Genomic DNA, 23,530 nt, shown 5'->3' on the forward strand with positions numbered 1-23,530 from the left:
AAATTATTTTAAATAAAGGCGATAATTTTTACTTTCTACAGTAGGTTTAGTTAAATCAATTGATTTTTGCTCTTGTGGTTTTAGCAAAAATTGAGCGGAATAGCTTTCTTGCTGATTTTCCCAAATTTGGGTTACCCCTAAATGATCGTACCAATACAAATGGTAACTTATATTCAAAAGTTGCTGACTTTTATTTTTGATAACCGCTGATTTTTGAGTCGTTTCAACTTGAATCAAAGGCGAAAGAGACGACGTAATATTCAAAATCGGCTTTGTTGAATAAGTTAAGTTTTGTTCTGAACTTGAACAAGCCACGAGCATGAAGCTCGCTAAAATTAGAAAATATTTTTTCATTATTTCGCTAACATTCTACCTAAAGGTTCTCCACCAACTAAATGCATATGTAAATGGAATACTTCTTGCCCACCATGTTTATTACAATTCACAATTAGGCGGTAACCATCTTCCGCAACACCTTCTTCTTTAGCGAGTTTAGCCGCTACGCTAAATAATCGACCTAATGCTACTTCATCTTGCTCCGTCACATCATTCACTGTGGGAATGACTTTATTTGGAATAATCAAAATATGTGTTTTAGCTTGAGGGGAAATATCACGAAATGCAGTGACTAATTCATCTTGATAGACGATATTTGCCGGAATTTCTTTACGGATAATTTTACTAAAAATTGTTTCTTCTGCCATTGTTTGCTCCCTATAAAAAAGTGCGGCGAATTAACCTGTCCATAATTGTTGCTTATTTAGTCTAACTTTTAAGGACAGAGCAAATCAATCGCACTTTTTGTTTTACAATGAATTTAATTATGCAAAGTATCGAACTTCTCCATTGCCCACTACATTTTCTACACAACGTGCACAAAGTGTTGGATGTTCTGGGCTTACCCCAATTTCGTCAGAATAATGCCAGCAACGAGGGCATTTTTCTGCGTTAGAACGTGTTACGCTTACCGCAATACCCTCTAATTCGCTGTCCGCTAAATCAGCAGGTTTTTCCGATAAAGATTTTACATCTACTTTTGAGGTAATTAATACGAAACGTAATTCATTACCTAATTGTGCTAACAATGCACGATATTCGTCATTAGCATAAACGGTCACTTCTGCTTCTAAACCGCCGCCTATTTCTTTATTGTTACGAGAAATTTCTAATACACGGTTTACTTCTGAACGAACTTTAATCAGTTGTTGCCAGTAAGCATCATCTAATTTTTCATCCTCGCCTAAACCAAATAAGCCTTGATAGAATTCTTCAGTAAATACGAATTCCGCACGAGCACTTTCAGTTTGTGGCAAGTGTTGCCAAATTTCATCGGCAGTGAAAGATAAGATCGGTGCCATCCAACGAACTAATGCTTCAGCAATATGCCATAACGCAGTTTGGCAACTACGACGCGCAAGGCTGTCTGCTTTGGTTGTATATTGACGGTCTTTGATAATATCTAAATAGAATGACCCCATTTCTACCGAACAGAAACGCATTAAACGTTGTACCACAGTGTGGAATTGATAGTTATCGTATGCATCTTTAATTTCATTTTGTGCATCTAATGCACAAGCTACCGCCCAACGATCTAGGCTAATCATTTCTTCTGGTTTGACTAAATCACGTTTTGGATCAAAACCATTCAAGTTTGCTAATAAGAAGCGCGCGGTGTTACGAATACGACGATAGCTATCCGCTGCACGTTTTAAGATCTCATCAGAAACGGTCATTTCGCCCGTATAGTCTGTTGAAGCAACCCATAAACGTAAAATGTCGCCACCGAATTTATCCATGACTTCTTGTGGTGTCACGATGTTACCGATAGATTTTGACATCTTACGGCCTTGACCATCCACAGTGAAACCGTGAGTTAATACTTGCTTGTATGGTGCTTTGCTGTCTGTTGCCGTAGCAAGCATTAAAGAAGACATAAACCAGCCACGGTGTTGGTCGGAACCTTCCAAATACATATCAATATTTTGACCATTAAATTCTGGGCGATTTGCAACAACAGAAGAATAGGTTGATCCTGAGTCGAACCATACGTCAAGGGTATCTGGCACTTTGCGATAGGTTTCTGCGTCCGCACCTAATAATTCTTTTTCGTCTAAATCCCACCACGCTTGAATACCCGCTCTTTCTACACGTTTCGCCACTTCTTCAAGTAGATCCAAGGTACGCGGATGAAGTTCTTCGGTTTCTTTATGTACGAACAAGGTCATCGGCACACCCCAAGTACGTTGGCGTGAAATACACCAGTCTGGGCGGTTTTCAACCATTTTCTCGATACGTGCTTGACCCCAATCTGGAATCCAGCGAACTTGTTTGATTTCGCCTAATGCTTGTTGGCGTAAACCTTGCGTTTCCATGCCGATAAACCATTGCGGTGTTGCACGGAAAATAATTGGCGTTTTGTGACGCCAGCAGTGTGGATAGCTGTGTTTGATTTTTTCAACTTTTAATAAGTTACCTACTTCTTGTAATTTTTCTATCACAAGCGGATTTGCTTCAAATACGCCGTTGCCTGCAAAGAATTCGGTCGTTGAAATAAATTTACCATCATTCGATACAAGACCCGCCATTGGTAAATCATATTGTTTACCCACGATAAAGTCGTCTAAACCGTGATCAGGTGCGGTATGTACTAAACCCGTACCGCCATCAGTGGTTACGTGATCGCCTAAAATCACTGGTACAGTAAAATCATAGAATGGATGATGGAAACGGCTTAATTCAAGATCAGCCCCTTTTACTGAACCTAAAATTTTAACTTGTTCTACGCCCACGGCTTTCGCTACGGACTCAACTAATTCAGCGGCTAAAATTACACGCTCATCGCCAAGTTGGACTAAGTTGTATTCTAAGTCTGCATTCACCGCAATCGCACGGTTAGATGGCATCGTCCAAGGTGTGGTAGTCCAAATGATGGCTGATAATTTACCTTGTCCTCTACCTTGTGCAGAAAATTTAGCTTCAATTTCATCCGCACTTTCCGCAGGGAAACGAACGTAAATTGACGGAGAAACTTTGTCTTCATATTCCACTTCTGCTTCTGCTAAAGAAGAACCGCAATCCAAACACCAGTGAACTGGTTTTGAGCCTTTATACAAATGACCATTTTCAATCACTTTACCTAAAGTGCGGATAATATTCGCTTCGGTATCGAAATTCATCGTGAGATATGGATTATCCCAATCGCCCAACACACCTAAACGGATAAAGTCTTTCTTTTGACCCTCGACCTGTTCCGCCGCGTATTCACGACATTTTTGACGAAATTCTGCCGCAGAAATTTTCTCGTTTGGTTTGCCCACTAAACCTTCTACTTTTAATTCAATTGGCAAGCCGTGGCAGTCCCAACCCGGGATATAAGGCGAATCAAAACCTAACGCCGTTTTGGATTTAATAATAATATCTTTCAGAATCTTGTTTACAGCGTGACCAATATGAATGTTACCGTTCGCATACGGAGGGCCATCATGCAGAATAAAAGATTTTTTGCCCTTACTCGCTTTACGAATTTTTTGGTAAAGATTTTTCTCGTACCAATTTTTCAACATATCAGGTTCGCGCTTAGCTAAATCACCGCGCATTGGAAAGCTGGTTTCCGGTAGGTTAAGAGTGTTTTTGTAATCGACTGTCATTTTATTTTCCAATTTTTAAATTAAATTTAAGCAACTTTTTGTGGTTTATGTGTAACATCTCCACGTCCCGCAAGTAAACCATCGATAGAGATATTTTCATCAAGACAAAATTTTGCTTCCGACTCCGCATTGCGCACATGAATATGTGCAGGTTCAAGAGGATTTCCTTCATTACGGGCAATTACATCCAATGCTTGTTCGGTAATTTGTTCTAGCTTTTGCATGCCTTCCTCTAAATTCAATTATGCTGTGAAAAATACTGTTAATGATAATACTAACTGCCTTAAAAATCACGTTTTTATTGGCGTTTTTTGTGTTTTAATGACGGTCAAGTCCATTAGGCTTTAACCTTGAGTGAAGTGATAAGAAAGAAAGGAAATTGGCATTAATACCATCGTGTCATTATAAACAGTGTTTCTTCCATTTTCTTATTTTTGTTCTAAAGCTCGTAAAGGGGGCAACCGTATTCACATGAATAAATTGAGATACTGTCCATTTGGCATTTTTAGTGGCATTATCCGCCCACTTTCGTTGATGTTGGGAAAAAAGCGCTTCATCGCTCATGGTATCAATTAGATAATAAATTGTTTCTATATTATGTGCTAATCGACTTTTTAATTCGGCTAAGGATAAATGTGCATAAGTTTGATTAAACCATTGATAAAGTTCACTTAATTGATTCCACTTGAAGTGTTCAGAAGGGGTTTTAACAAGCAATCCCTTTCGTTCATCTTGTTCCCAGCTGATCAATAAACTTGTCCAACCAACTTGATAAGCTAAGTTTTGCACAGGTGTTCGCTCAACCTCTGTACATACTGTCTCTTTTAAATCTTCCGGAATGGTTTCAAATTCTGACAAATATTTTTCATACGTTTGTTGTATCGCATTTTTTAAAGCCGTTTTACTCGTATAATGACGCATAAAAATCTCCTCGTGTATCAATAACACCTTACTCTTTAGCCGACGCCACTAATAACTCTGCTAACGGGATTCTCTCAAAAAATTGACCGCACCTTGGCAATGATTGAATATCAAACACCTGTCCTTGATAGTCAAATTGTAAACGATAAGCATGTAAATAAGTGCGGTCTATTTCTGCAGAGTAAAAGAAAAAACATAGCCTCTAAAACGTAAAATAACTGGCATATCTACCTTTTAAAAAAGCCTTTCGCTGTGTTTACATCCCGTTCAATTTGCACTTTCAAATCATCAAAAGAGGGGAATTTAATCTCGTTTCTAATCTTGTGGCAGAATTCCACTTCCACCATTTGACCATAAATATTCTGAGAAAAATCAAATAAATGGACTTCTAATAATTGCATTAATCCATTTATAGTTGGGCGTTTTCCCATGTTTGCCACGCCGTTAAAAATCTCCCCCGATTTTAACCGCACTTTTACGGCATAAACGCCTTTGATTGGATTGACTTGTCTATGCAAACGAATATTTGCCGTTGGAAATCCTATTGTTCTGCCTAATTTATTCCCATGAATCACACGCCCGAAAATACGATAAGGTTTACCGAGTAAATTTTCTGCAAGTTGTAAGTCATCATTCGCTAACGCTTCGCGAATCGCAGTGCTACTAATTCGCTGTGCATCTAGACAAAAACTACGGTTATCTTCAACAATAAAACCAAAACGCTTACTAGCTGCTTGCAACATGGCAAAATTACCTTGGCGTTTTGAGCCGAATTTGAAATCATCGCCAATACTTAAAAATTTCACATGTAGATGATTAACAAGCGTTTGTTCAATAAAAACATCGGCTGGTTGCTCGGCAAAAGTGCGGTCAAATTTCGCCACAATTACGACATCGACCTTCGCTTTTTCGAGATAACAAATTTTGTCACGCAAACGCATTAAACGGGCTGGAGCATTTTCCCCCATAAAATATTCACGCGGCTGAGCTTCAAATAACAATACCGCCATGGGTAAATTTAATTCGTCAGCTTTTTGACGCAAATGGCGAAGGACGGCTTGATGCCCTAAATGCACGCCATCAAAGTTGCCGATCGTTAGCGCACAACCTTGTAAAACACGATTTACATTGTGAAGCCCGCGAATTAATTGCATGTCCTTATCCATGAAAATAAGAGAATTTCGGCATTATAGCGAGAAGTTAGTTTTTTGTCAGCAAATGGTGTTTTCGAACGCCTAATAAAATCAACGTTGCGCCATAAACTATGGCGGCTAAGACAATCAACCAAACAAGCCAATAAACACGCATAAAGAAATCCATTTTCGCCCATTGGTTGATTTCAGGTACGTAATACCAAACTGCTGCCCCCATTGCAATTGCTGCCAATAAAACTTTCACAAAAAAGACCGCACTTTTACGTGAGAAATGATAGACATCCGCTTTGGCTAAGCCGCGATAGAGCAAATAAACATTAAGAGTTGCCGACATCGCTGAAGCAATGGCTAATCCTACATAGCTGAAAGGAATTGCTAATAAGTTAAAGCCCATATTGCTTATCATTGCAATAATGCCAATTTTTACTGGTGTTTTGGTATCTTGGCGGGCGTAATAGCCATTGGCGAGAATTTTAATCAACATAAAGCTAAGTAACCCCGCATTAAATGCCCATAAAGAATAAGAGGCGGCATAAACATCATTTAGCATGAAATTTCCACGCATAAAGAGCGTAAGTAACATTGGCTGAGCCAATACAGCAATGCCAATGGCGGCTGGAACGCCAAGTAATAAAATCATTCGCACGCCCCAATCCATTGTATTACGAAAATCAACCACACTTTTAGCTGAATCGCCTTCACGATTGACGTGGTGGCGAGCAAGCGTTGGCAAAATTACGGTAGAAATCGCAATACCAAATAAACCGAGAGGAAATTCCAGTAAGCGGTCGGAATAATACAACCAGCTAATAGAGCCCGTCATTAAGAAGCTCGCAATCACTGTATCCAGCAAAAGATTAATTTGACTTACCGATACACCAAATAACGCAGGGATCATTAATTTACGAATTTTGGTTACGCCTTCATCCCGCCAAGCCCATTTTGGTTTCACCAGTAAACCTGCTTGTTTCATAAATGGAATTTGGAATAAGAACTGTAATAATCCGCCAAGAAAAATCCCGATAGCCAGTGCAAGATCTGGGTTATCCATTTGTGGTGCAAGGAAAAGTGCGGTGGCAATCATCGCTATATTTAATAACACGGGTGAAAAGGACATCACGCCGAATTTTCCAATCGTGTTAAGTACAGCTCCAAAAAGCGCGACAAAAGTAACAAACCATAAATAAGGAAAAGTTATTTTAAGAAGAAGAGAGGCTTGTTCAAATTTATGTGCATCAGGGCCATCATTCATCCAATCGGTAAACCAGCCCATCCCAAATAAAGCGGCAACGACAGGCGATCCAACCATCGCAAGGATCGTAACAATACTCACCAATCCCCCAAGCGTACCAGAAACTTTTCCAATAAATTCACGGGTTTTATTCATATCGCCAGATTTTTGATATTCTGCGAGAACAGGGACAAAAGCCTGTGAAAAAGCCCCCTCAGCAAATAAACGACGAAGAAAATTTGGGATACGATTAGCAAATAAAAAAACATCCGCCGCAGCGCCAGCCCCAATGAGATGAGCGATAACTACATCGCGCACAAGACCTAACACTCTTGATAATAAAGTCATAGAACTAACAACAATGCTAGATTTTAAAAGTCGTTTACTCAAAATATTCTTCTCTACCCTAAAATTTTTGCCTAATTGTATAGAAATTTTGTTTTTACGCTATATTCCGTGAAAAAAAACTGATAAAATCCGTCGCACATCGTTTGTGTGAGCCCATATTGAAAGAGCTTGTAAAAATAACGATACTTACTTTCGGTTGTGTCTCACCGAAATCAACACAAATTTTCCATTGACAAAAGTATAAAAAATCGGCATATTGACGCCCTTTATTTTGTCTATCAATCAACAGAAATTTTAGGAGTTTGACCTTGGCTAATATCAAGTCAGCAAAAAAACGCGCGGTTCAATCTGAAAAACGTCGCCAACACAACGCAAGCCAACGCTCTATGATGCGTACTTATATCAAAAAAGTATATGCTCAAGTAGCAGCAGGCGAAAAATCAGCAGCTGAAGCAGCATTCGTTGAAATGCAAAAAGTTGTAGACCGTATGGCTTCTAAAGGCTTAATCCACGCTAACAAAGCAGCAAACCACAAATCTAAATTAGCTGCACAAATCAAAAAATTAGCGTAATTTTTAGCTAGAAAGAATGAAAAAATAAAACCGCACTTTAAGGTGCGGTTTTTTATTGCATCGAATTTTAGACTAAAGTAACAACATCGATCCCCATTTGATAATATCAAAGAAGAATTTATTTTGATTGGTTGCAATGCCATCAGAATTTTTTGGTGTGCCATCTTCATTTTTTTGCACTTCCACCATGCCATTTTTATATTGACCTTTCACGACAGCCAAATCATCGCGCGCTTCGTTACGCAACTTCAAACAAGACTGTTTAGTTAAAGGTTCAACATTGCCCACTCTGGTACGGAATTTTTTAAACTGATAGCTTGCATAATTCATTGATTTTTCATCGGCTTGGATAATCTTCACATATTGTTCGCCAATAATTTTTTCCAACGGATAGAAAAAGACATATTGTGAGTGAATATAGCTATCTTCTTTTGAAAAATGCTGTTGCAAAATTCGAGTTAAATTTGGGTAAACGCATTGTTCTACTTGCTTACTTGCAATCGCCCATTGTTTTGCATGTTGATCGGAAAGTTGGTAATCAGCCCCAGCAAATTCCGCTGGAATTGCGGATTGTTGGCTATCAAACATTGAACAGCCAGACAGCAATGCTGCCATACCTAAGGTTGCAATTAATTTCACATTTGATCCTTATAAAAGTGAGAATGTGCAAAATTCTAGCAATATCTTCACAACAGATAAAGCAGCAAATGAATTTAGTTTTCCTGATCTGAAAAACTTCCGCTATAATGACCGCACTTTTTTACGTTAATTAAAAGGAATTCTTATGCAAAATCCAAAAGATGATGTGTTATATGCGCCTGTTGAATGGGTCGATCACAGTGAAGGCTATAGCGATATTCGCTATCATAAATCCACTGATGGTATTGCAAAAATTACCATTAACCGCCCTGAAGTTCGTAATGCGTTCCGCCCACAAACAGTGAAAGAAATGATCACTGCATTTTCCGATGCACGTTTTGATGAAAACATTGGTGTCATTGTATTAACTGGCGAAGGCGAAAAAGCATTCTGTTCTGGTGGTGACCAAAAAGTGCGTGGCGATTACGGTGGTTACAAAGATGACAGTGGCGTACATCACTTAAATGTATTAGATTTCCAACGCGATATTCGTTCTTGTCCAAAACCAGTTGTAGCAATGGTAGCAGGTTATGCAATTGGTGGTGGCCATGTACTACATATGCTTTGCGACTTAACGATTGCTGCTGAAAATGCCATTTTCGGGCAAACTGGGCCAAAAGTTGGTTCATTCGATGGCGGTTGGGGTGCAAGCTATATGGCTCGTTTAGTGGGTCAGAAAAAAGCGCGTGAAATTTGGTTCTTATGCCGTCAATATAATGCACAAGAAGCATTAGACATGGGCTTAGTCAATACTGTTGTGCCTTACGCTGATCTTGAAAAAGAAACTGTGCGTTGGTGTCGTGAAATGTTACGCAATAGCCCAATCGCAATTCGTTGTTTGAAAGCAGCATTAAATGCGGATTGTGATGGCCAAGCAGGTCTTCAAGAATTAGCGGGTAACGCAACAATGTTGTTCTACATGACTGAAGAAGGTCAAGAAGGCCGCAATGCGTTTAACGAAAAACGTGCGCCAGACTTCAGCAAATTCAGACGTAACCCTTAATTTATCGTTCTAAAGTGCGGTTAAAAATCTTCGTGAATTTTGACCGCACTTTTGTATTGAGAGCAAACATGGCTGAAAAATCATTTAATCTTTACCGTTATTCTATCCCCGTTGATAGCCAACTTATTCTGCGTGATCGTTTTTTAAAACGTCGTGAAGGTTTAATCGTAAGAGTGCGTTGCAGCCGAGACGGTTGGGGAGAAATCGCTCCGCTACCTGGTTTTAGCGAAGAAACCCTAGACCAAGCTCAAGAACAAGCAATTGAATGGCTAACGACATGGTGCAATGCAAGCTGTGATGCACCTCGCGTACCATTAGATGGCACCTATCCCTCCGTTGCTTTTGGTATCAGTTGTGCAATGGATGAAATGAAAGGTTATTTACAAGCTGAAGGCAATTATCATACAGCACCACTTTGTTATGGCGATCCAGATGAACTGTACGCCAAACTTGCGAGCATAGAAGGCGAAAAAGTAGCAAAGATGAAAGTGGGCATATACGAAGCCAATCGTGATGGATTAATCGCCGATATGTTTTTAGAAGCGATTCCTGATTTACAATTACGGCTTGATGCAAACCGCCATTGGTCGTTAGAAAAAGCCTTACAATTTGCCGCTAAAGTCAAACTGCAACATAGAGAACGTATTCAATTTTTAGAAGAACCTTGTAAAACACAAGCACTCAGCCGTGAATTTGCAGCTCAAACCGATATTGCAATTGCATGGGATGAATCCGTGCGAGAGCCTAATTTTTGTCTAGAAAAAGAACCGCACTTATCGGCTGTCGTCATCAAACCCACTTTAATTGGTTCAATTCAACGTTGTACTGAGCTCATTAACCAAGCACATTCGTTAGGCCTAAAAGCGGTTATTAGTTCAAGTATCGAAAGCAGTTTAGGGCTCTCTCAGCTCGCACGAATTGCACAACAATACACCCCGAATGTGACTCCAGGCTTAGATACTTTAGATTTGATGGAATATCAAGTACTACGCGCTTGGCCTAGTTCTGATTTACCTATTGTTGATTTAGAATCTGAATTTATCACTAAAATTATCTGATTCGACCACCAAAAATCGAAAAACCAGTATAATGTGCCACACAAAAAGGATTAAAAATGTCGCAAACACACAGAATTTTGCTGTTAAATGGCCCGAACTTAAATATGTTAGGGGCTCGCGAGCCAAAACATTATGGCAGTATTTCTCTTGAATCCATTGAAGAGAAAATACAAACTTTAGCCACTCAACACAATGTAAAAGTGGAATGTTTTCAAGCCAATAGTGAAGAAAAATTAATTAATAAGATCCACGAAAGTTTTCAACAAGTCGATTTTATTTTAATTAATCCTGCGGCTTACACCCATACCAGTGTCGCATTGCGTGATGCACTTTTAGCTGTCTCAATTCCTTTTGTAGAGATTCATTTATCTAACGTGCATAAACGTGAACCATTTCGTCATCATTCTTATTTTAGCGATGTGGCTGAAGGCGTTATTTGCGGTTTGGGCGCGAAAGGTTACGAGTTTGCCTTTTTATTTGCTATGGATTACCTTGCTAAAAAATAAGAAAATCGAGTATTTTTGGCGAAATTCACAGAATTTTATCGCAAATTTGAAAAAATTAAGGTAATCTTTGCAACACAAAAGTAAGTTTATTCATAACCGCACTTTTTCCTTTAAAAGTGCGGTTAAAATTTCAATCTTTTTAGGAAGAACGTATGGACATTCGTAAAATCAAAAAATTAATCGAATTAGTAGAAGAATCGGGCATTACTGAATTAGAAGTGCAAGAAGAAGAGGGTACAGTACGTATTAGCCGTGCTGCACCAGTAATTGCTCCTGCAGCCGTTCAATATGCTGCAGCACCAGTAGTAGCACCGACTCCTGCCGCTGCACCAGCTCAAGCACCAGCAGCTGCGACAACCGCACCAGCCGCATCGGATGAGTTATCAGGCCATCTTGTACGTTCTCCAATGGTGGGAACCTTCTATCGCAGCCCAAGCCCAGAAGCAAAAGCATTCGTTGAAGTGGGGCAATCAGTGAAAGTTGGCGATGCGCTTTGTATCGTTGAAGCAATGAAAATGATGAACCGCATTGAAGCGGACAAAGCTGGCATTGTAAAAGCAATTCTTATCAACGACGGTAACGCCGTTGAATTTGACGAACCATTAATCGTTATTGAATAATTTCCAATATTTTTGTCGGGCGGACTTTAGTCCGCCTATTTCATATACAAACAATTAGAGCGAATTTATCGTAGGCGATATAAATTGAAATCTGTTCACGCCAAATTTTATAGGGAGAACAATATTTCAAGAGCCTACATAAAAATTCACGTCTATCTGACTAAACGGACTCTTTTATGTTAGAAAAAGTTGTGATTGCTAACCGCGGTGAAATTGCACTACGCATTTTACGTGCTTGTAAAGAATTAGGTATTAAAACTGTGGCAGTTCACTCCACTGCTGATCGTGATTTAAAACACGTTTTACTCGCTGATGAAACCGTTTGTATCGGTCCAGCACCTTCCGCAAAAAGTTATTTAAATATTCCAGCTATCATTGCTGCCGCCGAAGTAACAGGTGCGGATGCAATTCATCCTGGATACGGTTTCTTATCTGAAAACGCTGACTTTGCTGAACAAGTTGAACGTTCAGGTTTCACTTTCATCGGCCCAACAGCAGATGTTATTCGTTTAATGGGCGATAAAGTTTCAGCTATTAAAGCGATGAAAAAAGCAGGCGTGCCTTGTGTACCAGGTTCGGATGGCCCTGTAAGTAATGATATTGCTAAAAATAAAGAAATCGCCAAACGTATTGGTTATCCAATCATCATCAAAGCATCAGGCGGCGGCGGTGGCCGAGGAATGCGTGTTGTTCGTAGCGAAGACGCATTAGAAGAATCTATCGCGATGACCAAAGCAGAAGCGAAAGCGGCATTCAATAATGATATGGTTTATATGGAAAAATACTTAGAAAATCCACGTCACGTGGAAATTCAAGTATTAGCAGATACCCATGGAAATGCGGTTTATTTGGCTGAACGTGACTGCTCAATGCAGCGTCGTCACCAAAAAGTTGTGGAAGAAGCACCAGCTCCAGGTATCACAGAAGAAGTTCGCCGCGATATTGGCTCTCGCTGTGCAAATGCTTGTGTAGAAATCGGCTATCGCGGAGCGGGAACCTTTGAATTCTTATATGAAAATGGCGAATTCTACTTTATTGAAATGAATACCCGTATCCAAGTAGAACACCCAGTAACAGAAATGATCACAGGTGTAGATTTAGTGAAAGAGCAGTTGCGTATTGCGGCAGGCTTGCCAATTTCCTTTAAGCAAGAGGACATTAAAGTTAAAGGCCATGCAATGGAATGCCGTATTAACGCAGAAGATCCAAAAACATTCTTACCGTCTCCGGGCAAAGTAAATCACTTACATTCACCGGGCGGCTTAGGCGTTCGTTGGGATTCTCATGTTTATGGCGGCTATACTGTGCCTCCACATTACGACTCGATGATCGCAAAACTTATCACTTACGGCGATACACGTGAAGTGGCAATCCGTCGTATGCAAAATGCCTTATCTGAAACAATTATTGATGGTATTAAAACCAATATTCCACTTCATGAATTAATTCTTGAAGATGAAAATTTCCAAAAAGGTGGAACAAATATCCATTATTTGGAGAAAAAATTAGGTATGAATGAATAATTAAACGTTAAATGGCTAACAGGTGTTAGCCATTTTTTATATATTCCGATATTTATTTAATGATAATAAAAACTAAAACGAGCAAAACATTTTGAATTATTCAAAAAAGTTGTAAGATTAGCAAACACAAGGGACGTATGAAATATACGCCCCTTATACCATCCAAAAATATACTTTCACTTATAAAAAATTTAAGGAAAAAATATGACATTAAAACAACGTTATCAACAAGCTGGTAAAGAAGCCAGTTGGGCATTGAGCTTATCTATTTTATATGTGATAGGTTGGTGCTTATGTGCTTATTTACCTAAAGAAACTCAAGGCCCTATCGGCTTTCCCCTCTGGTTTGAACTCTCTTGTATTTATTTGCCTATTCTGTTTATTGTAATTGGTCATTGGATTATCAAAATTATTTTTCAGGATATTTCTCTTGAAATTAACGATCAGGGGAATCAAAAATGAATTTAGGTATTATTCTTCCTTTAATTATTTATCTCACTTTTGTTTTTGGTGCGGCAATTTTTGCCTATGTAAAACGTACAAAAGGCGATTTTTTAACAGAATATTATGTGGGAAATCGTTCGATGACTGGTTTTGTGCTCGCAATGACAACTGCATCAACTTATGCCAGTGCAAGTTCTTTTGTCGGAGGGCCAGGAGCTGCTTATAAATACGGATTAGGTTGGGTATTACTTGCGATGATTCAAGTGCCAGTCGTATGGCTTGCATTAGGTGCATTAGGTAAAAAATTCGCACTATTATCAAGAGAAACCAATGCTTTAACTATTAATGATCTTTTCTTTTATCGCTATAAAAACAAATATTTAGTTTGGCTATCAAGCCTTGCTCTTCTTCTCGCATTTTTTGCGGCTATGACCGTGCAATTTATTGGTGGTGCGCGTTTATTAGAAACAACCATCGGCATTTCTTATACTCAAGCATTACTCTTATTTGCTTTAACGGTAGGTATCTATACTTTTATCGGGGGCTTCCGTGCCGTCGTACTGACGGATACCATTCAAGGTACCGTAATGATTTTTGGGACTATAATCCTCCTTATTGGCACGATTTATGCCCTCGGTGGTGTAGAAAGTGCGGTTAATAAATTAACTGAAATTGATCCTGACTTAGTCACGCCTTACGGGCCAAATGGAATGTTAGATTTCCAATTTATGGCTTCTTTCTGGATACTTGTCTGTTTCGGGGTGGTTGGTCTTCCACATACCGCAGTTCGATGTATGGCATTTAAAGATAGTAAAGCCTTACATCGCGGTATGCTGATTGGAACCATTGTACTTTCAATTATTATGTTGGGTATGCACTTAGCTGGTGCGCTTGGCAGAGCGGTTATTCCAAATTTAACGGTATCAGATCAAGTAATTCCAACATTAATGATAAAAGTATTGCCGCCTATTGTTGCGGGGATTTTCTTAGCTGCACCGATGTCCGCAATTATGTCCACAATTGATGCACAACTTATTCAATCTTCTTCTATTTTTGTAAAAGATTTATACCTTTCTGCGAAACCAGAGGCCGCAAAAAATGAGAAAAAAGTGAGCTATTTTTCATCAATTATTACGCTGATTTTGACCGCACTTTTAATCTTTGCCGCCCTCAATCCACCAGATATGATTATTTGGTTAAACCTATTTGCCTTTGGCGGACTGGAAGCCGCATTTTTATGGGTAATTGTACTGGGTATTTATTGGGATAAAGCAAATGCTTATGGTGCGTTAAGCTCAATGATTATCGGCTTAGGAAGCTATATCTTGCTCACTCAACTTGGCATAAAATTATTTAACTTCCATCAAATCGTGCCATCATTAGTATTTGGATTAATTGCCTTTTTAGTGGGTAATAAATTGGGCGAACGTCGTATTGAAAAAACTCAATTAAAAGTTACCGCACTTTAAGTATTAATCAATATGCTGTCACCTTCTTCTAAATGAGAGGAAGGTGATATTTAATTTTCTCACTTTCAGCAATTTCTACGCTAAAACATAGAATTGGAACAATTCACAGGGATACATCAATGCTCTATCAAATTCTTGCGCTACTTATTTGGAGCAGTTCATTAATCGTCGGTAAGCTCACTTATTCGATGATGGATCCTGTGCTTGTTGTGCAAGTGCGGTTAATTATTGCAATGATTATTGTCATGCCGCTCTTTTTACGTCGTTGGAAAAAAATTGATAAACCAATGCGTAAACAGCTTTGGTGGTTGGCATTCTTTAACTATACCGCCGTATTTTTATTGCAATTCATCGGACTAAAATATACATCCGCCTCCAGTGCAGTCACCATGATTGGGCTAGAACCGCTGCTCGTTGTATTTGTCGGGCATTTCTTCTTTAAAGACAAAGCAAAATGGTTTCACTGGCTATTCGGTGCAATGGCATTTATTGGCGTGGCAATTTTAATTAATGGCGGAAAAAATAATGAAGGCATTGATAACATCAGTTTATTCGGCTGTTTATTAGTACTAAGTGCTGGGATCATTTTCGCTGCCGTATTACGTTGGACACAGCGAGTTGTGGCCAAAGTCTCAACGCAGGCTTATACCTCCGTCAGCATTGTACTTGGCACCATCACAACGTTGCCATTTACGCTATTACTCACAGAAAACTGGCAAATATCATTAAATTCTACGGGTATTGCAGGTTTATTATATCTTGCCATTGGCTGTAGCTGGCTTGCCTATTGGTTATGGAATAAAGGTCTTAATAGTGTGGATGCCAATATCTCCGGTGTTTTAGTCGCACTTGAACCGCTATTTGGCATCTTATTTGCTGTATCATTACTTGGCGAAACGTTATCATTTTCAGCCGCACTTGGTATAACAATTATTATGTTAGCCACACTTGGCTCGACTTTACTGCCGAAACTTTTAAAAAAATCGGTATAATATGCCCCCAAAATTTTGGATTATCATCATTGTGAAAAAAATTGATCAACAAAGTTTAGAAAATGCCTACCGTTTATTTGAAAGCGGTGATATTCATCAAATTGAAATTGGTTCAACAAAAGGGCTGCAACAAATTCATCATTACCTATTTAATGGTGTTTATGAATTTGCTGGTAAAATTCGTGAACAAAATATTTCAAAAGGCCATTTTCGTTTTGCTAATGCACTTTATTTAAAAGAGGCATTAGGAAAAATAGAGCAAATGCCAGAAGATACTTTTGAAAATATTATTAATAAATATGTAGAAATGAATATTGCGCACCCTTTTTTAGAAGGTAATGGTCGTTCAACTCGCATTTGGTTAGATTTAGTTTTAAAGAAAAATTTAGGTAAAGTTGTCAATTGGCAAAATGTGGATAAAACTCAATACTTACAAGCAATAGAGCGTAGCCCAATTAACGATTTAGAAATTCGTTTTTTATTACAAGCGAATTTAACAGATGATGTAAATAACCGAGAAATTATTTTTAAAGGTATTGAGCAATCTTATTATTACGAAGGTTACGAGAAAGAATAAAGTGCGGTAAAAATACGCAAAATTTTGAAAGGAAAAAACAAATGGCTTGGATTCAAATTCGCCTGAACAGCACCAATGAAAAAGCAGAACAAATGAGTGATTTTTTAGAAGAAATCGGCTCCGTCTCTGTAACTTTTATGGATAGTCAAGATACACCGATTTTTGAGCCTTTGCCAGGCGAAACGCGTTTATGGGGTAATACCGATGTTATTGCGCTATTTGATGCAGAAACAGATATGGCAGAAATTGTTCGCTTATTAAAAGAAGCAAAACACTTAGATAGCAATACGGCATACAAAATTGAACAAATAGAAGATAAAGACTGGGAGCGTGAGTGGATGGATAACTTCCACCCAATGCAATTTGGTAAGCGTTTATGGATTTGTCCAAGTTGGCGTGATGTGCCTGATGAAAATGCCGTCAATGTTATGCTTGACCCAGGTTTAGCATTTGGTACAGGCACTCATCCTACAACCGCACTATGTTTAGAATGGCTAGATGGCCTTGATTTAAAAGATAAAAGCGTCATCGATTTTGGTTGTGGATCTGGTATTTTAGCCATTGCAGCATTAAAACTTGGTGCGAAAAGTGCGGTGGGAATTGATATCGATCCACAAGCCATTCTGGCTAGTCGCAATAATGCTGAGCAAAATGGCGTGGCAGATCGCCTACAGCTGTTCTTATCTGATGAAAAACCCTCTGATTTAAAAGCAGATGTCGTGGTGGCGAATATTCTTGCTGGCCCTCTCAAAGAACTTTACCCAATCATTAGCCAACTTGTTAAGCCGAATGGCGATCTTGGTTTATCGGGCATTTTAGAAACTCAAGCTCAATCGGTATGCGATGCCTATACGCAAACATTTGCGTTAGAGCCCGTCGCGGCGAGAGAAGAATGGTGCCGAATTACGGGTAAGCTAAAAACGCTTTAATTTCTTTTTGTCAATCAAAAAAAGTGTATTTTTTAAACAAATTTCACTTTGCAAAGCAAGGCAAAATGCGTATTATAGCCAGCCTTGTCGGTTGTCGAGCAGTTCGATATAAATTAGATTTAGGCTTGCTAGGAAAGGAACGTAAAATGCGAATCGGTTCATACCAATTAAAAAATCGTGTTTTACTTGCACCAATGGCAGGTATTACCGACCAGCCTTTCCGCCGTCTTTGTGCATATTATGGTGCGGGGCTTACATTTTCAGAAATGATGTCCACAAATCCGCAAGTTTGGCATACCGAAAAATCCAAATTGCGTTTGGCACATAGCGAAGATTTAGGTCTCAATGCGGTGCAAATTGCAGGTAGTGATCCACTCGAGATGGCGCAAGCCGCTGCTATTAACGTGGAATATGGCGCTCAAATCATTGACATTAATATGGGATGCCCTGCCAAAAAAGTAAATCGCAAACTCGCAGGCTCTGCGTTGTTGCAATTTCCAGATTTGGTGGAAAAAATCTTGCGAGAAGTCGTGTCCGCCGTCAATGTGCCAGTGACCTTAAAAATTCGTACAGGCTGGGATAAATCTAATCGAAACTGCGTTCAAATCGGCAAAATTGCAGAACAATGTGGCATACAAGCATTAACGGTGCATGGTCGTACAAGAGCTTGTCTTTTTGAAGGGGAAGCGGAGTACGATAACATTAAAGCCGTTAAACAAGCGATTGCTATACCAGTTATAGCTAATGGCGATATTGATTCTGCTCGGAAAGCAAAATTCGTTCTTGATTATACTGGAGCGGATGCCATTATGATCGGTCGTGCTGCCTTAGGTAACCCTTGGTTATTTCAAGCGGTAGAAAACCTAATTGAGCATAACTCGATAAGTCAAATGCCAAGTTTAAAGGAAAAGTGCGGTCAGATTTTGCGTCATATTCAAGAATTACATCAATTCTATGGCGAACAAAAAGGCTATCGCATTGCGCGTAAACACGTAGCTTGGTATTTACAGGGAATTCAACCTGATTCCGTTTTTAAACAGACTTTTAATGCAATTAGTGATCCTAAAGAGCAGCTGATTGTATTGGAAGATTTTTTCAATTTAATTTTGGATAAAGAAAAATGTTAGAACAACAACGTAATTCTGCCGATGCCTTAACGGTATCAGTATTAAATGCGCAATCACAAGTGACCAGCAAACCATTACGCGATTCAGTCAAACAAGCGTTGCGTAATTATTTAGCACAATTAGATGGTCAAGATGTGAATGATCTTTACGAGCTAGTATTAGCGGAAGTTGAACACCCTATGTTAGATATGATTATGCAATATACTCGTGGTAATCAAACCCGTGCAGCAAATATGCTTGGTATCAACCGTGGTACATTACGTAAAAAATTAAAAAAATACGGTATGGGATAAGACGATATTCTTTTATTAACAAAAAGATTGAATGTTTTTCATTCTATTTTAAAAATTAGCCCCAAGTAATTTGGGGCTAATTTATTATTACAATTTAAGATCTTCGATGTGCATTTTTCATAATGCGATCTTTTGTTACTTTCCATTCACGTTCTTTAATATCATCACGTTTATCCTGTTGTTTTTTACCTTTGGCTAAACCAATTTTGACTTTTGCCCACGCACTTTTCCAGTAAAGAGAAAGTGCAACTATGGTAAAACCGTCTCGGTTTGCTTTGCCAAATAGGGATGCTAATTCGCGTTTATTTAACAATAACTTACGAGTGCGAGTTGGATCACAAACAATATGCGTTGATGCGACATTTAATGGCTGAATGCTTGCCCCGAATAAAAAGGCTTCGCCATTTTTAAAAATAACATAACTATCACTAATATTTGCCTTGCCTGCGCGCATAGATTTGACTTCCCAGCCTTGTAATTCAAGACCTGCTTCAATTTCATCTTCAATAAAATAATCGTGTCTTGCACGTTTATTCAGTGCGATAGTATTTGAATTGGGTTTTACTTTTTTCTTTGTCATAATTTTATCCCTTATTTTGCTTGAGGCATTTTATCGGATCTCTATTTTGATAGCAAAAAGATCATCTAGCTAGAACTGGCAGTCGCATTTATTTTCAATCTTTAAAAATAAATGATTTGTAGAAAATAAGAGAAAAACTGACCGCACTTTGGCGAGAAAAAACAGGCACATTACGCGCCTGTTTAAGTAAGATAAAAAGATGAATTAAGTGTTAGTGATTTATATAGTGAATAAAGGATTATTCCAAACGTTTTGCCACTTTAAGCCAATCAGCCTTAAATACACGCTGCATATTATTAATGGCATCAATAATATCGTGATGAACGAGTTGTTCATTTTGGATACCTACGCAATAGCCGCCTTTACCTTGTAGCAATAAATCTACTGCGTATGCGCCCATACGTGAGGCAAGAATACGGTCAAAAGCACAAGGAGAACCACCACGTTGAATATGCCCTAAAACGGTTGCGCGAGTTTCGTGACCTACGCGAGCTTCAATTTCTTTTGCCAGAGAATGAACATCAGTTAAAAGTTCAGTGATAGCAATAATAGCGTGGCGTTTACCGCGAATAATGCTACGTTCAATTTGTTGAATTAATTCTTCGCGATTAAATTCAATTTCTGATGCGACGATATATTCACAACCGCCAGCAATGCCCGCAGAAATGGTTAAGTCACTACAATGGCGACCCATAATTTCAACGATAGAAATACGTTGGTGTGAGCTTGATGTATCACGTAAACGGTCGATTGCATCCACTGCAGTTTGTAATGCGGTTTGATAACCGATGGTATAGTCAGTACCTGCCACATCATTATCAATAGTACCGGGTAAGCCAACACAAGGGAAACAGTGTTCTTCGGTTAATAATTTTGCCCCCATATAAGAACCGTCACCACCGATAACCACAAGTGCATCAATGCCGTGAGAACGTAAAATTTCTGCACATTTTGCACGAACATTTGGATCTTTAAATTCAGGAAAGCGTGCAGAACCTAAAAAAGTACCGCCACGATTAATTACATCAGATACGCTATAGCGATTTAATTGTTTGATTTTATTATTGTATAAACCTTGATAACCGTCATAGATACCAAATACTTCTAAGCCTTCTGCAAGTGCAGAACGTACTACGCCACGAATTGCGGCATTCATACCAGGCGCATCGCCACCACTTGTTAAAACTGCAATTTTTTTAATCATAATTTACCTACTTTTAAGCATAATTGAAAATGGGCATAAGATTACATCATTCAAAGAATCTGCTCTAGCAAAATTTGACGAGATTTTGATCTACATTATTTTTCACAAAACAGTTGCCATTTCAAATTTTGTAAATGCTTTCTTTCTATATCCACAATGTATTTTTGCAAATGTCGTTGTACTTTATTGACAGATAAATGTTTAGAACGCGTTGGTTGCTGTATTTTCTGCGAATATTGAAATTGCACAAAGCCACATTGGGACAATTGTCGTCCTTTCATCACATTGACTTGCCAAGATGGATTTTCTTTCGTTGGCGAATAGATAACATATCCATTTAATTCATTTGGATTGGTCGAATTTTCTGGAATAGTATCAAAATGAAAATCTTTCACGCCTGTATTGCGATAAATGCGTTCTCTCAATGCAATGCGTTCTTTAATTGAACGCGCTGGTTGATTACGATCAAAGAGAATTTCAATTTCAGATTGCCAATTTTCTAGCGTATCTGGCTTAGATATATACGCATAGCGTGCAATGGTTCCTAAATCTTGGCTGCCAGTAAGTACATAATGTTTGCCATTATGTTCTAACTGCGTAGGCACATTTAATTGGGTCAGCTTAGTTGCACAGCCTGAAAGTATAAGTGCGGTCAAAATAACAAAAATTTTATTCATTAATATCTCGCTTAAAGACAAATTCAGTTTCAGTGGAGGATGCTGAATCAAACCAATAACCACCTAAATCAAATTCTTTTAACTGTTCAATGTCGGTTAAACGATTTTGAATAAGATAACGGCACATTAATCCTCGCGCTTTTTTAGCATAAAAGCTAATTACTTTGTATTTTCCATTTTTATTGTCTAAGAAAACTGGCTTGATAATTTTGGCGTTAAGTTGGTTTTCTTTAACAGATTTATAATATTCATCAGAGGCTAAATTGACTAATACATTATCGCCTTGTGCATCAATAGCTTGTTGAACTGCTTGGGTAATCACATTTCCCCAAAAGGCATACAGATCTTTTCCTTTCGGATTGGCTAATTTTGTCCCCATTTCTAATCGGTAAGGTTGCATTAAATCAAGTGGTTTTAAAAGCCCATAAAGCCCAGACAGCATACGTAAATGGGATTGTGCAAAAATGACATCATCTTCCGAAAGGGAATCAGCATCTAAACCCGTATAAACATCGCCTTTAAATGCAAAGAGTGCAGGGCGGGAATTGTCTTCATTGTGAATTTTTGTCCATTCAGCAAAACGTGCAACATTAAGCCCTGCTAATTTATCGCTGATAGACATTAATGATGAAAGATCTTGTGGAGAAAGTTTACGACAAACCTTAATAAGTTGTTCGCTGTAATCGGTAAAGTGCGGTTGAGAAACAGGAAAATTTTTTACCGCACTTTCAAAGTCAAGGGTTTTGGCAGGGGAGATAATCGCTAACATAATCGTCCTTTTATGAAAAAAAGAATGGGCGTATCTTAGCATAAAAATTTATGTTAAACGCGTTTATATAAGCCATTTTCACTTATGATAAGATCTTGCAACTCAAGATCGAGCAACTGAACAAGCAAAACATCGACGCTTAAATTAAATTCTTCCGCTAAATCATCAATGCTCACAGGCGTGTAACCAATACGCGAATAAAGTTTCGGGTGGCTTGGTGCTTCTACTAATCGACGAGGATCAGGTGGTGGAGTGTAATTAGGCACGGCGATCTGGTCAAAATCAATTTCAGTTTGGCTATGGATAGAATGTTGGTAGAGGGTTTCCAAAATATCCTTTGCATTTTCCACTAACATTGCACCTTGTTTAATTAAGCGATGACAACCTTGACTTGATTCATTTTGAATGTTTCCCGGCACAGCAAAAACCTCTCGGTTTTGTTCCAACGCATATCGCGCAGTAATAAGCGAGCCGCTTTTTTCTGTGGCTTCAACAACAAGCGTGCCGACTGAAAGCCCGCTAATAATCCGATTACGACGTGGGAAATTAGCGGCAATGGGGGCTTGGTTTGGTAAGAACTCAGAGACTAATGCGCCATTATTTTCGATGATTTGTGCCGATAATCTTTGATGTTTAGAGGGATAGATTTGTTCTAATCCACTGCCTAAAACCGCAATAGTTTGTCCTTGAATATTGACGACAGCTTGATGGCAATGTCCATCAATTCCTAATGCAAGTCCACTAGTAATCGTAAAGCCAGCTAATGAAAGTTCTGTCGCAAAATGTTTTGCCCAATATTCTCCGTAAGTCGTGCAATAACGGCTTCCAACCATTGCCATTTGGCGTTGTGAAAGTGCGGTTAAATTTCCTTTTACAAATAATAGTGGCGGAAAACTTGCGGTCTGTTTCAACAAAAAGGGATAAAAAGGGGAAAAATAATTCACTAAATGATTTCCCTCTTTTTGTGACCACACAAGTGCAGGCTCAATAAATTTTGCTTCAGGCTTGAACCAACGGCGAATTTGAATGGCTCCCCACCCCATTTGTCGGAAAGCAACATCATCATAATTAAGTAATTCATTTAAGGTAATATTGGACAAAATTTTATCAATGCCAACGCCGCCAAGTTTAGGCACTTGCATTAAACGGAGTAATGTGTAGGTAATGTCATTCATATTTTTTCCTTTTTATTTGAAAATCTAGTATGGAAAAAACGAAGGAGAGAAACGATTAATTTAAAAGCATTT

26 protein-coding genes and 1 pseudogene are annotated in these 23,530 nt (G+C 38.7%); 13 read left to right on the plus strand and 14 right to left on the minus strand.

All coding sequences use genetic code 11. From position 1 onward, the window contains the following. Positions 1 to 3 precede the first annotated feature (3 nt). From DV356_RS01355 to murJ, 8 genes and pseudogenes are all read right to left on the minus strand, one after another. Positions 4 to 354 carry a YcfL family putative periplasmic lipoprotein gene (locus DV356_RS01355; protein ID WP_005647993.1) on the minus strand — a complete coding sequence of 117 codons (351 nt, stop codon included), beginning with the start codon at positions 352 to 354 and terminating at the stop codon, positions 4 to 6. Further along, positions 354 to 704, minus strand: a complete 351-nt coding sequence (gene hinT / locus DV356_RS01360) for a purine nucleoside phosphoramidase (RefSeq protein WP_005627389.1) — start codon at positions 702 to 704, stop codon at positions 354 to 356. The genes DV356_RS01355 and hinT overlap by 1 nt, the downstream gene beginning before the upstream one ends. Before the next feature lie 117 nt (positions 705 to 821). Then, positions 822 to 3,647, minus strand: a complete 2,826-nt coding sequence (gene ileS, locus DV356_RS01365; RefSeq protein WP_118806417.1) for an isoleucine--tRNA ligase — start codon at positions 3,645 to 3,647, stop codon at positions 822 to 824. A 26-nt stretch (positions 3,648 to 3,673) separates the two neighbouring features. After that, positions 3,674 to 3,871, minus strand: a complete 198-nt coding sequence (locus DV356_RS01370) for a DUF4160 domain-containing protein (RefSeq protein ID WP_040035199.1) — start codon at positions 3,869 to 3,871, stop codon at positions 3,674 to 3,676. Between the two features lie 178 nt (positions 3,872 to 4,049). Further along, on the minus strand, positions 4,050 to 4,568 hold the full coding sequence (locus DV356_RS01375) for a ClbS/DfsB family four-helix bundle protein (protein WP_040035194.1): 519 nt from the start codon (positions 4,566 to 4,568) through the stop codon (positions 4,050 to 4,052). A 28-nt stretch (positions 4,569 to 4,596) separates the two neighbouring features. Beyond that, positions 4,597 to 4,749 (minus strand): annotated as a pseudogene (locus tag DV356_RS09900) (RNA pseudouridine synthase); the annotation flags it as partial. Between the two features lie 46 nt (positions 4,750 to 4,795). After that, a complete protein-coding gene (ribF, locus tag DV356_RS01385) occupies positions 4,796 to 5,722 on the minus strand; it encodes a bifunctional riboflavin kinase/FAD synthetase (RefSeq protein ID WP_192882144.1) in 927 nt (308 codons plus the stop codon). A gap of 46 nt (positions 5,723 to 5,768) precedes the next feature. Next, positions 5,769 to 7,343 (minus strand): murein biosynthesis integral membrane protein MurJ, encoded by a 1,575-nt coding sequence (murJ, locus tag DV356_RS01390; protein WP_118806419.1) that lies wholly within the window; start codon positions 7,341 to 7,343, stop codon positions 5,769 to 5,771. Positions 7,344 to 7,609: 266 nt separating this feature from the next. Between murJ and rpsT the strand changes: the two genes are divergently transcribed. Then, positions 7,610 to 7,873, plus strand: coding sequence for a 30S ribosomal protein S20 (gene rpsT, locus DV356_RS01400; RefSeq protein ID WP_005651580.1), 264 nt, complete (start codon positions 7,610 to 7,612; stop codon positions 7,871 to 7,873). A 72-nt stretch (positions 7,874 to 7,945) separates the two neighbouring features. Here rpsT and DV356_RS01405 read toward each other — a convergent pair whose 3' ends face one another. Beyond that, positions 7,946 to 8,512, minus strand: coding sequence for a DUF5358 domain-containing protein (locus DV356_RS01405; RefSeq protein ID WP_015701969.1), 567 nt, complete (start codon positions 8,510 to 8,512; stop codon positions 7,946 to 7,948). A 145-nt stretch (positions 8,513 to 8,657) separates the two neighbouring features. Here DV356_RS01405 and menB point away from each other — a divergent pair, with 145 nt between their 5' ends. The 12 genes from menB to fis all read left to right on the plus strand — a co-directional run bounded on the left by menB (position 8,658) and on the right by fis (position 19,053). Beyond that, the gene (gene menB / locus DV356_RS01415) at positions 8,658 to 9,515 is read left to right on the plus strand and encodes a 1,4-dihydroxy-2-naphthoyl-CoA synthase (protein WP_005630980.1); all 858 of its coding nucleotides are present in this window, start codon (positions 8,658 to 8,660) and stop codon (positions 9,513 to 9,515) included. Between the two features lie 68 nt (positions 9,516 to 9,583). After that, positions 9,584 to 10,573 (plus strand): o-succinylbenzoate synthase, encoded by a 990-nt coding sequence (gene menC, locus DV356_RS01420; RefSeq protein WP_192882151.1) that lies wholly within the window; start codon positions 9,584 to 9,586, stop codon positions 10,571 to 10,573. A gap of 56 nt (positions 10,574 to 10,629) precedes the next feature. Beyond that, positions 10,630 to 11,079, plus strand: coding sequence for a type II 3-dehydroquinate dehydratase (gene aroQ, locus DV356_RS01425; RefSeq protein WP_005655954.1), 450 nt, complete (start codon positions 10,630 to 10,632; stop codon positions 11,077 to 11,079). Positions 11,080 to 11,231: 152 nt separating this feature from the next. Continuing rightward, on the plus strand, positions 11,232 to 11,699 hold the full coding sequence (accB, locus tag DV356_RS01430) for an acetyl-CoA carboxylase biotin carboxyl carrier protein (protein ID WP_005664196.1): 468 nt from the start codon (positions 11,232 to 11,234) through the stop codon (positions 11,697 to 11,699). 176 nt (positions 11,700 to 11,875) lie between these two features. Continuing rightward, positions 11,876 to 13,222: an acetyl-CoA carboxylase biotin carboxylase subunit gene (gene accC, locus DV356_RS01435; RefSeq protein WP_005664198.1), complete on the plus strand. Its 1,347-nt coding sequence runs from the start codon at positions 11,876 to 11,878 to the stop codon at positions 13,220 to 13,222. 204 nt (positions 13,223 to 13,426) lie between these two features. Then, positions 13,427 to 13,684, plus strand: coding sequence for a YhdT family protein (locus DV356_RS01440; RefSeq protein ID WP_005647974.1), 258 nt, complete (start codon positions 13,427 to 13,429; stop codon positions 13,682 to 13,684). Then, on the plus strand, positions 13,681 to 15,135 hold the full coding sequence (gene panF, locus DV356_RS01445) for a sodium/pantothenate symporter (protein ID WP_005647973.1): 1,455 nt from the start codon (positions 13,681 to 13,683) through the stop codon (positions 15,133 to 15,135). The genes DV356_RS01440 and panF overlap by 4 nt, the downstream gene beginning before the upstream one ends. Positions 15,136 to 15,254: 119 nt before the next feature. Continuing rightward, positions 15,255 to 16,127: a DMT family transporter gene (locus DV356_RS01450; RefSeq protein WP_005664204.1), complete on the plus strand. Its 873-nt coding sequence runs from the start codon at positions 15,255 to 15,257 to the stop codon at positions 16,125 to 16,127. A 31-nt stretch (positions 16,128 to 16,158) separates the two neighbouring features. Next, on the plus strand, positions 16,159 to 16,704 hold the full coding sequence (gene fic / locus DV356_RS01455) for a protein adenylyltransferase Fic (RefSeq protein WP_181144760.1): 546 nt from the start codon (positions 16,159 to 16,161) through the stop codon (positions 16,702 to 16,704). A gap of 41 nt (positions 16,705 to 16,745) precedes the next feature. Beyond that, the gene (gene prmA, locus DV356_RS01460; protein ID WP_005647969.1) at positions 16,746 to 17,633 is read left to right on the plus strand and encodes a 50S ribosomal protein L11 methyltransferase; all 888 of its coding nucleotides are present in this window, start codon (positions 16,746 to 16,748) and stop codon (positions 17,631 to 17,633) included. A gap of 146 nt (positions 17,634 to 17,779) precedes the next feature. After that, complete coding sequence (dusB, locus tag DV356_RS01465) at positions 17,780 to 18,760, plus strand: tRNA dihydrouridine synthase DusB (RefSeq protein WP_006995627.1); 981 nt, start codon at positions 17,780 to 17,782, stop codon at positions 18,758 to 18,760. Beyond that, a complete protein-coding gene (gene fis, locus DV356_RS01470; RefSeq protein WP_005651583.1) occupies positions 18,754 to 19,053 on the plus strand; it encodes a DNA-binding transcriptional regulator Fis in 300 nt (99 codons plus the stop codon). Before dusB ends, fis begins: the two co-directional genes overlap by 7 nt. Before the next feature lie 94 nt (positions 19,054 to 19,147). Here fis and smpB read toward each other — a convergent pair whose 3' ends face one another. From smpB to dprA, 5 genes are all read right to left on the minus strand, one after another. Beyond that, positions 19,148 to 19,633, minus strand: coding sequence for an SsrA-binding protein SmpB (smpB, locus tag DV356_RS01475; RefSeq protein ID WP_005647965.1), 486 nt, complete (start codon positions 19,631 to 19,633; stop codon positions 19,148 to 19,150). 238 nt (positions 19,634 to 19,871) lie between these two features. After that, complete coding sequence (gene pfkA / locus DV356_RS01480; RefSeq protein ID WP_048955057.1) at positions 19,872 to 20,837, minus strand: 6-phosphofructokinase; 966 nt, start codon at positions 20,835 to 20,837, stop codon at positions 19,872 to 19,874. A gap of 95 nt (positions 20,838 to 20,932) precedes the next feature. Next, positions 20,933 to 21,514, minus strand: coding sequence for a hypothetical protein (locus DV356_RS01485; RefSeq protein WP_048955059.1), 582 nt, complete (start codon positions 21,512 to 21,514; stop codon positions 20,933 to 20,935). Beyond that, positions 21,507 to 22,283: a peroxide stress protein YaaA gene (yaaA, locus tag DV356_RS01490; protein ID WP_048955060.1), complete on the minus strand. Its 777-nt coding sequence runs from the start codon at positions 22,281 to 22,283 to the stop codon at positions 21,507 to 21,509. The genes DV356_RS01485 and yaaA overlap by 8 nt, the downstream gene beginning before the upstream one ends. Positions 22,284 to 22,336: 53 nt before the next feature. Continuing rightward, a complete protein-coding gene (gene dprA / locus DV356_RS01495; RefSeq protein ID WP_005655963.1) occupies positions 22,337 to 23,458 on the minus strand; it encodes a DNA-processing protein DprA in 1,122 nt (373 codons plus the stop codon). Positions 23,459 to 23,530 lie beyond the last annotated feature (72 nt).

Source organism: Haemophilus influenzae (genome assembly GCF_003494325.1).
GTDB lineage: Bacteria > Pseudomonadota > Gammaproteobacteria > Enterobacterales > Pasteurellaceae > Haemophilus > Haemophilus influenzae_I.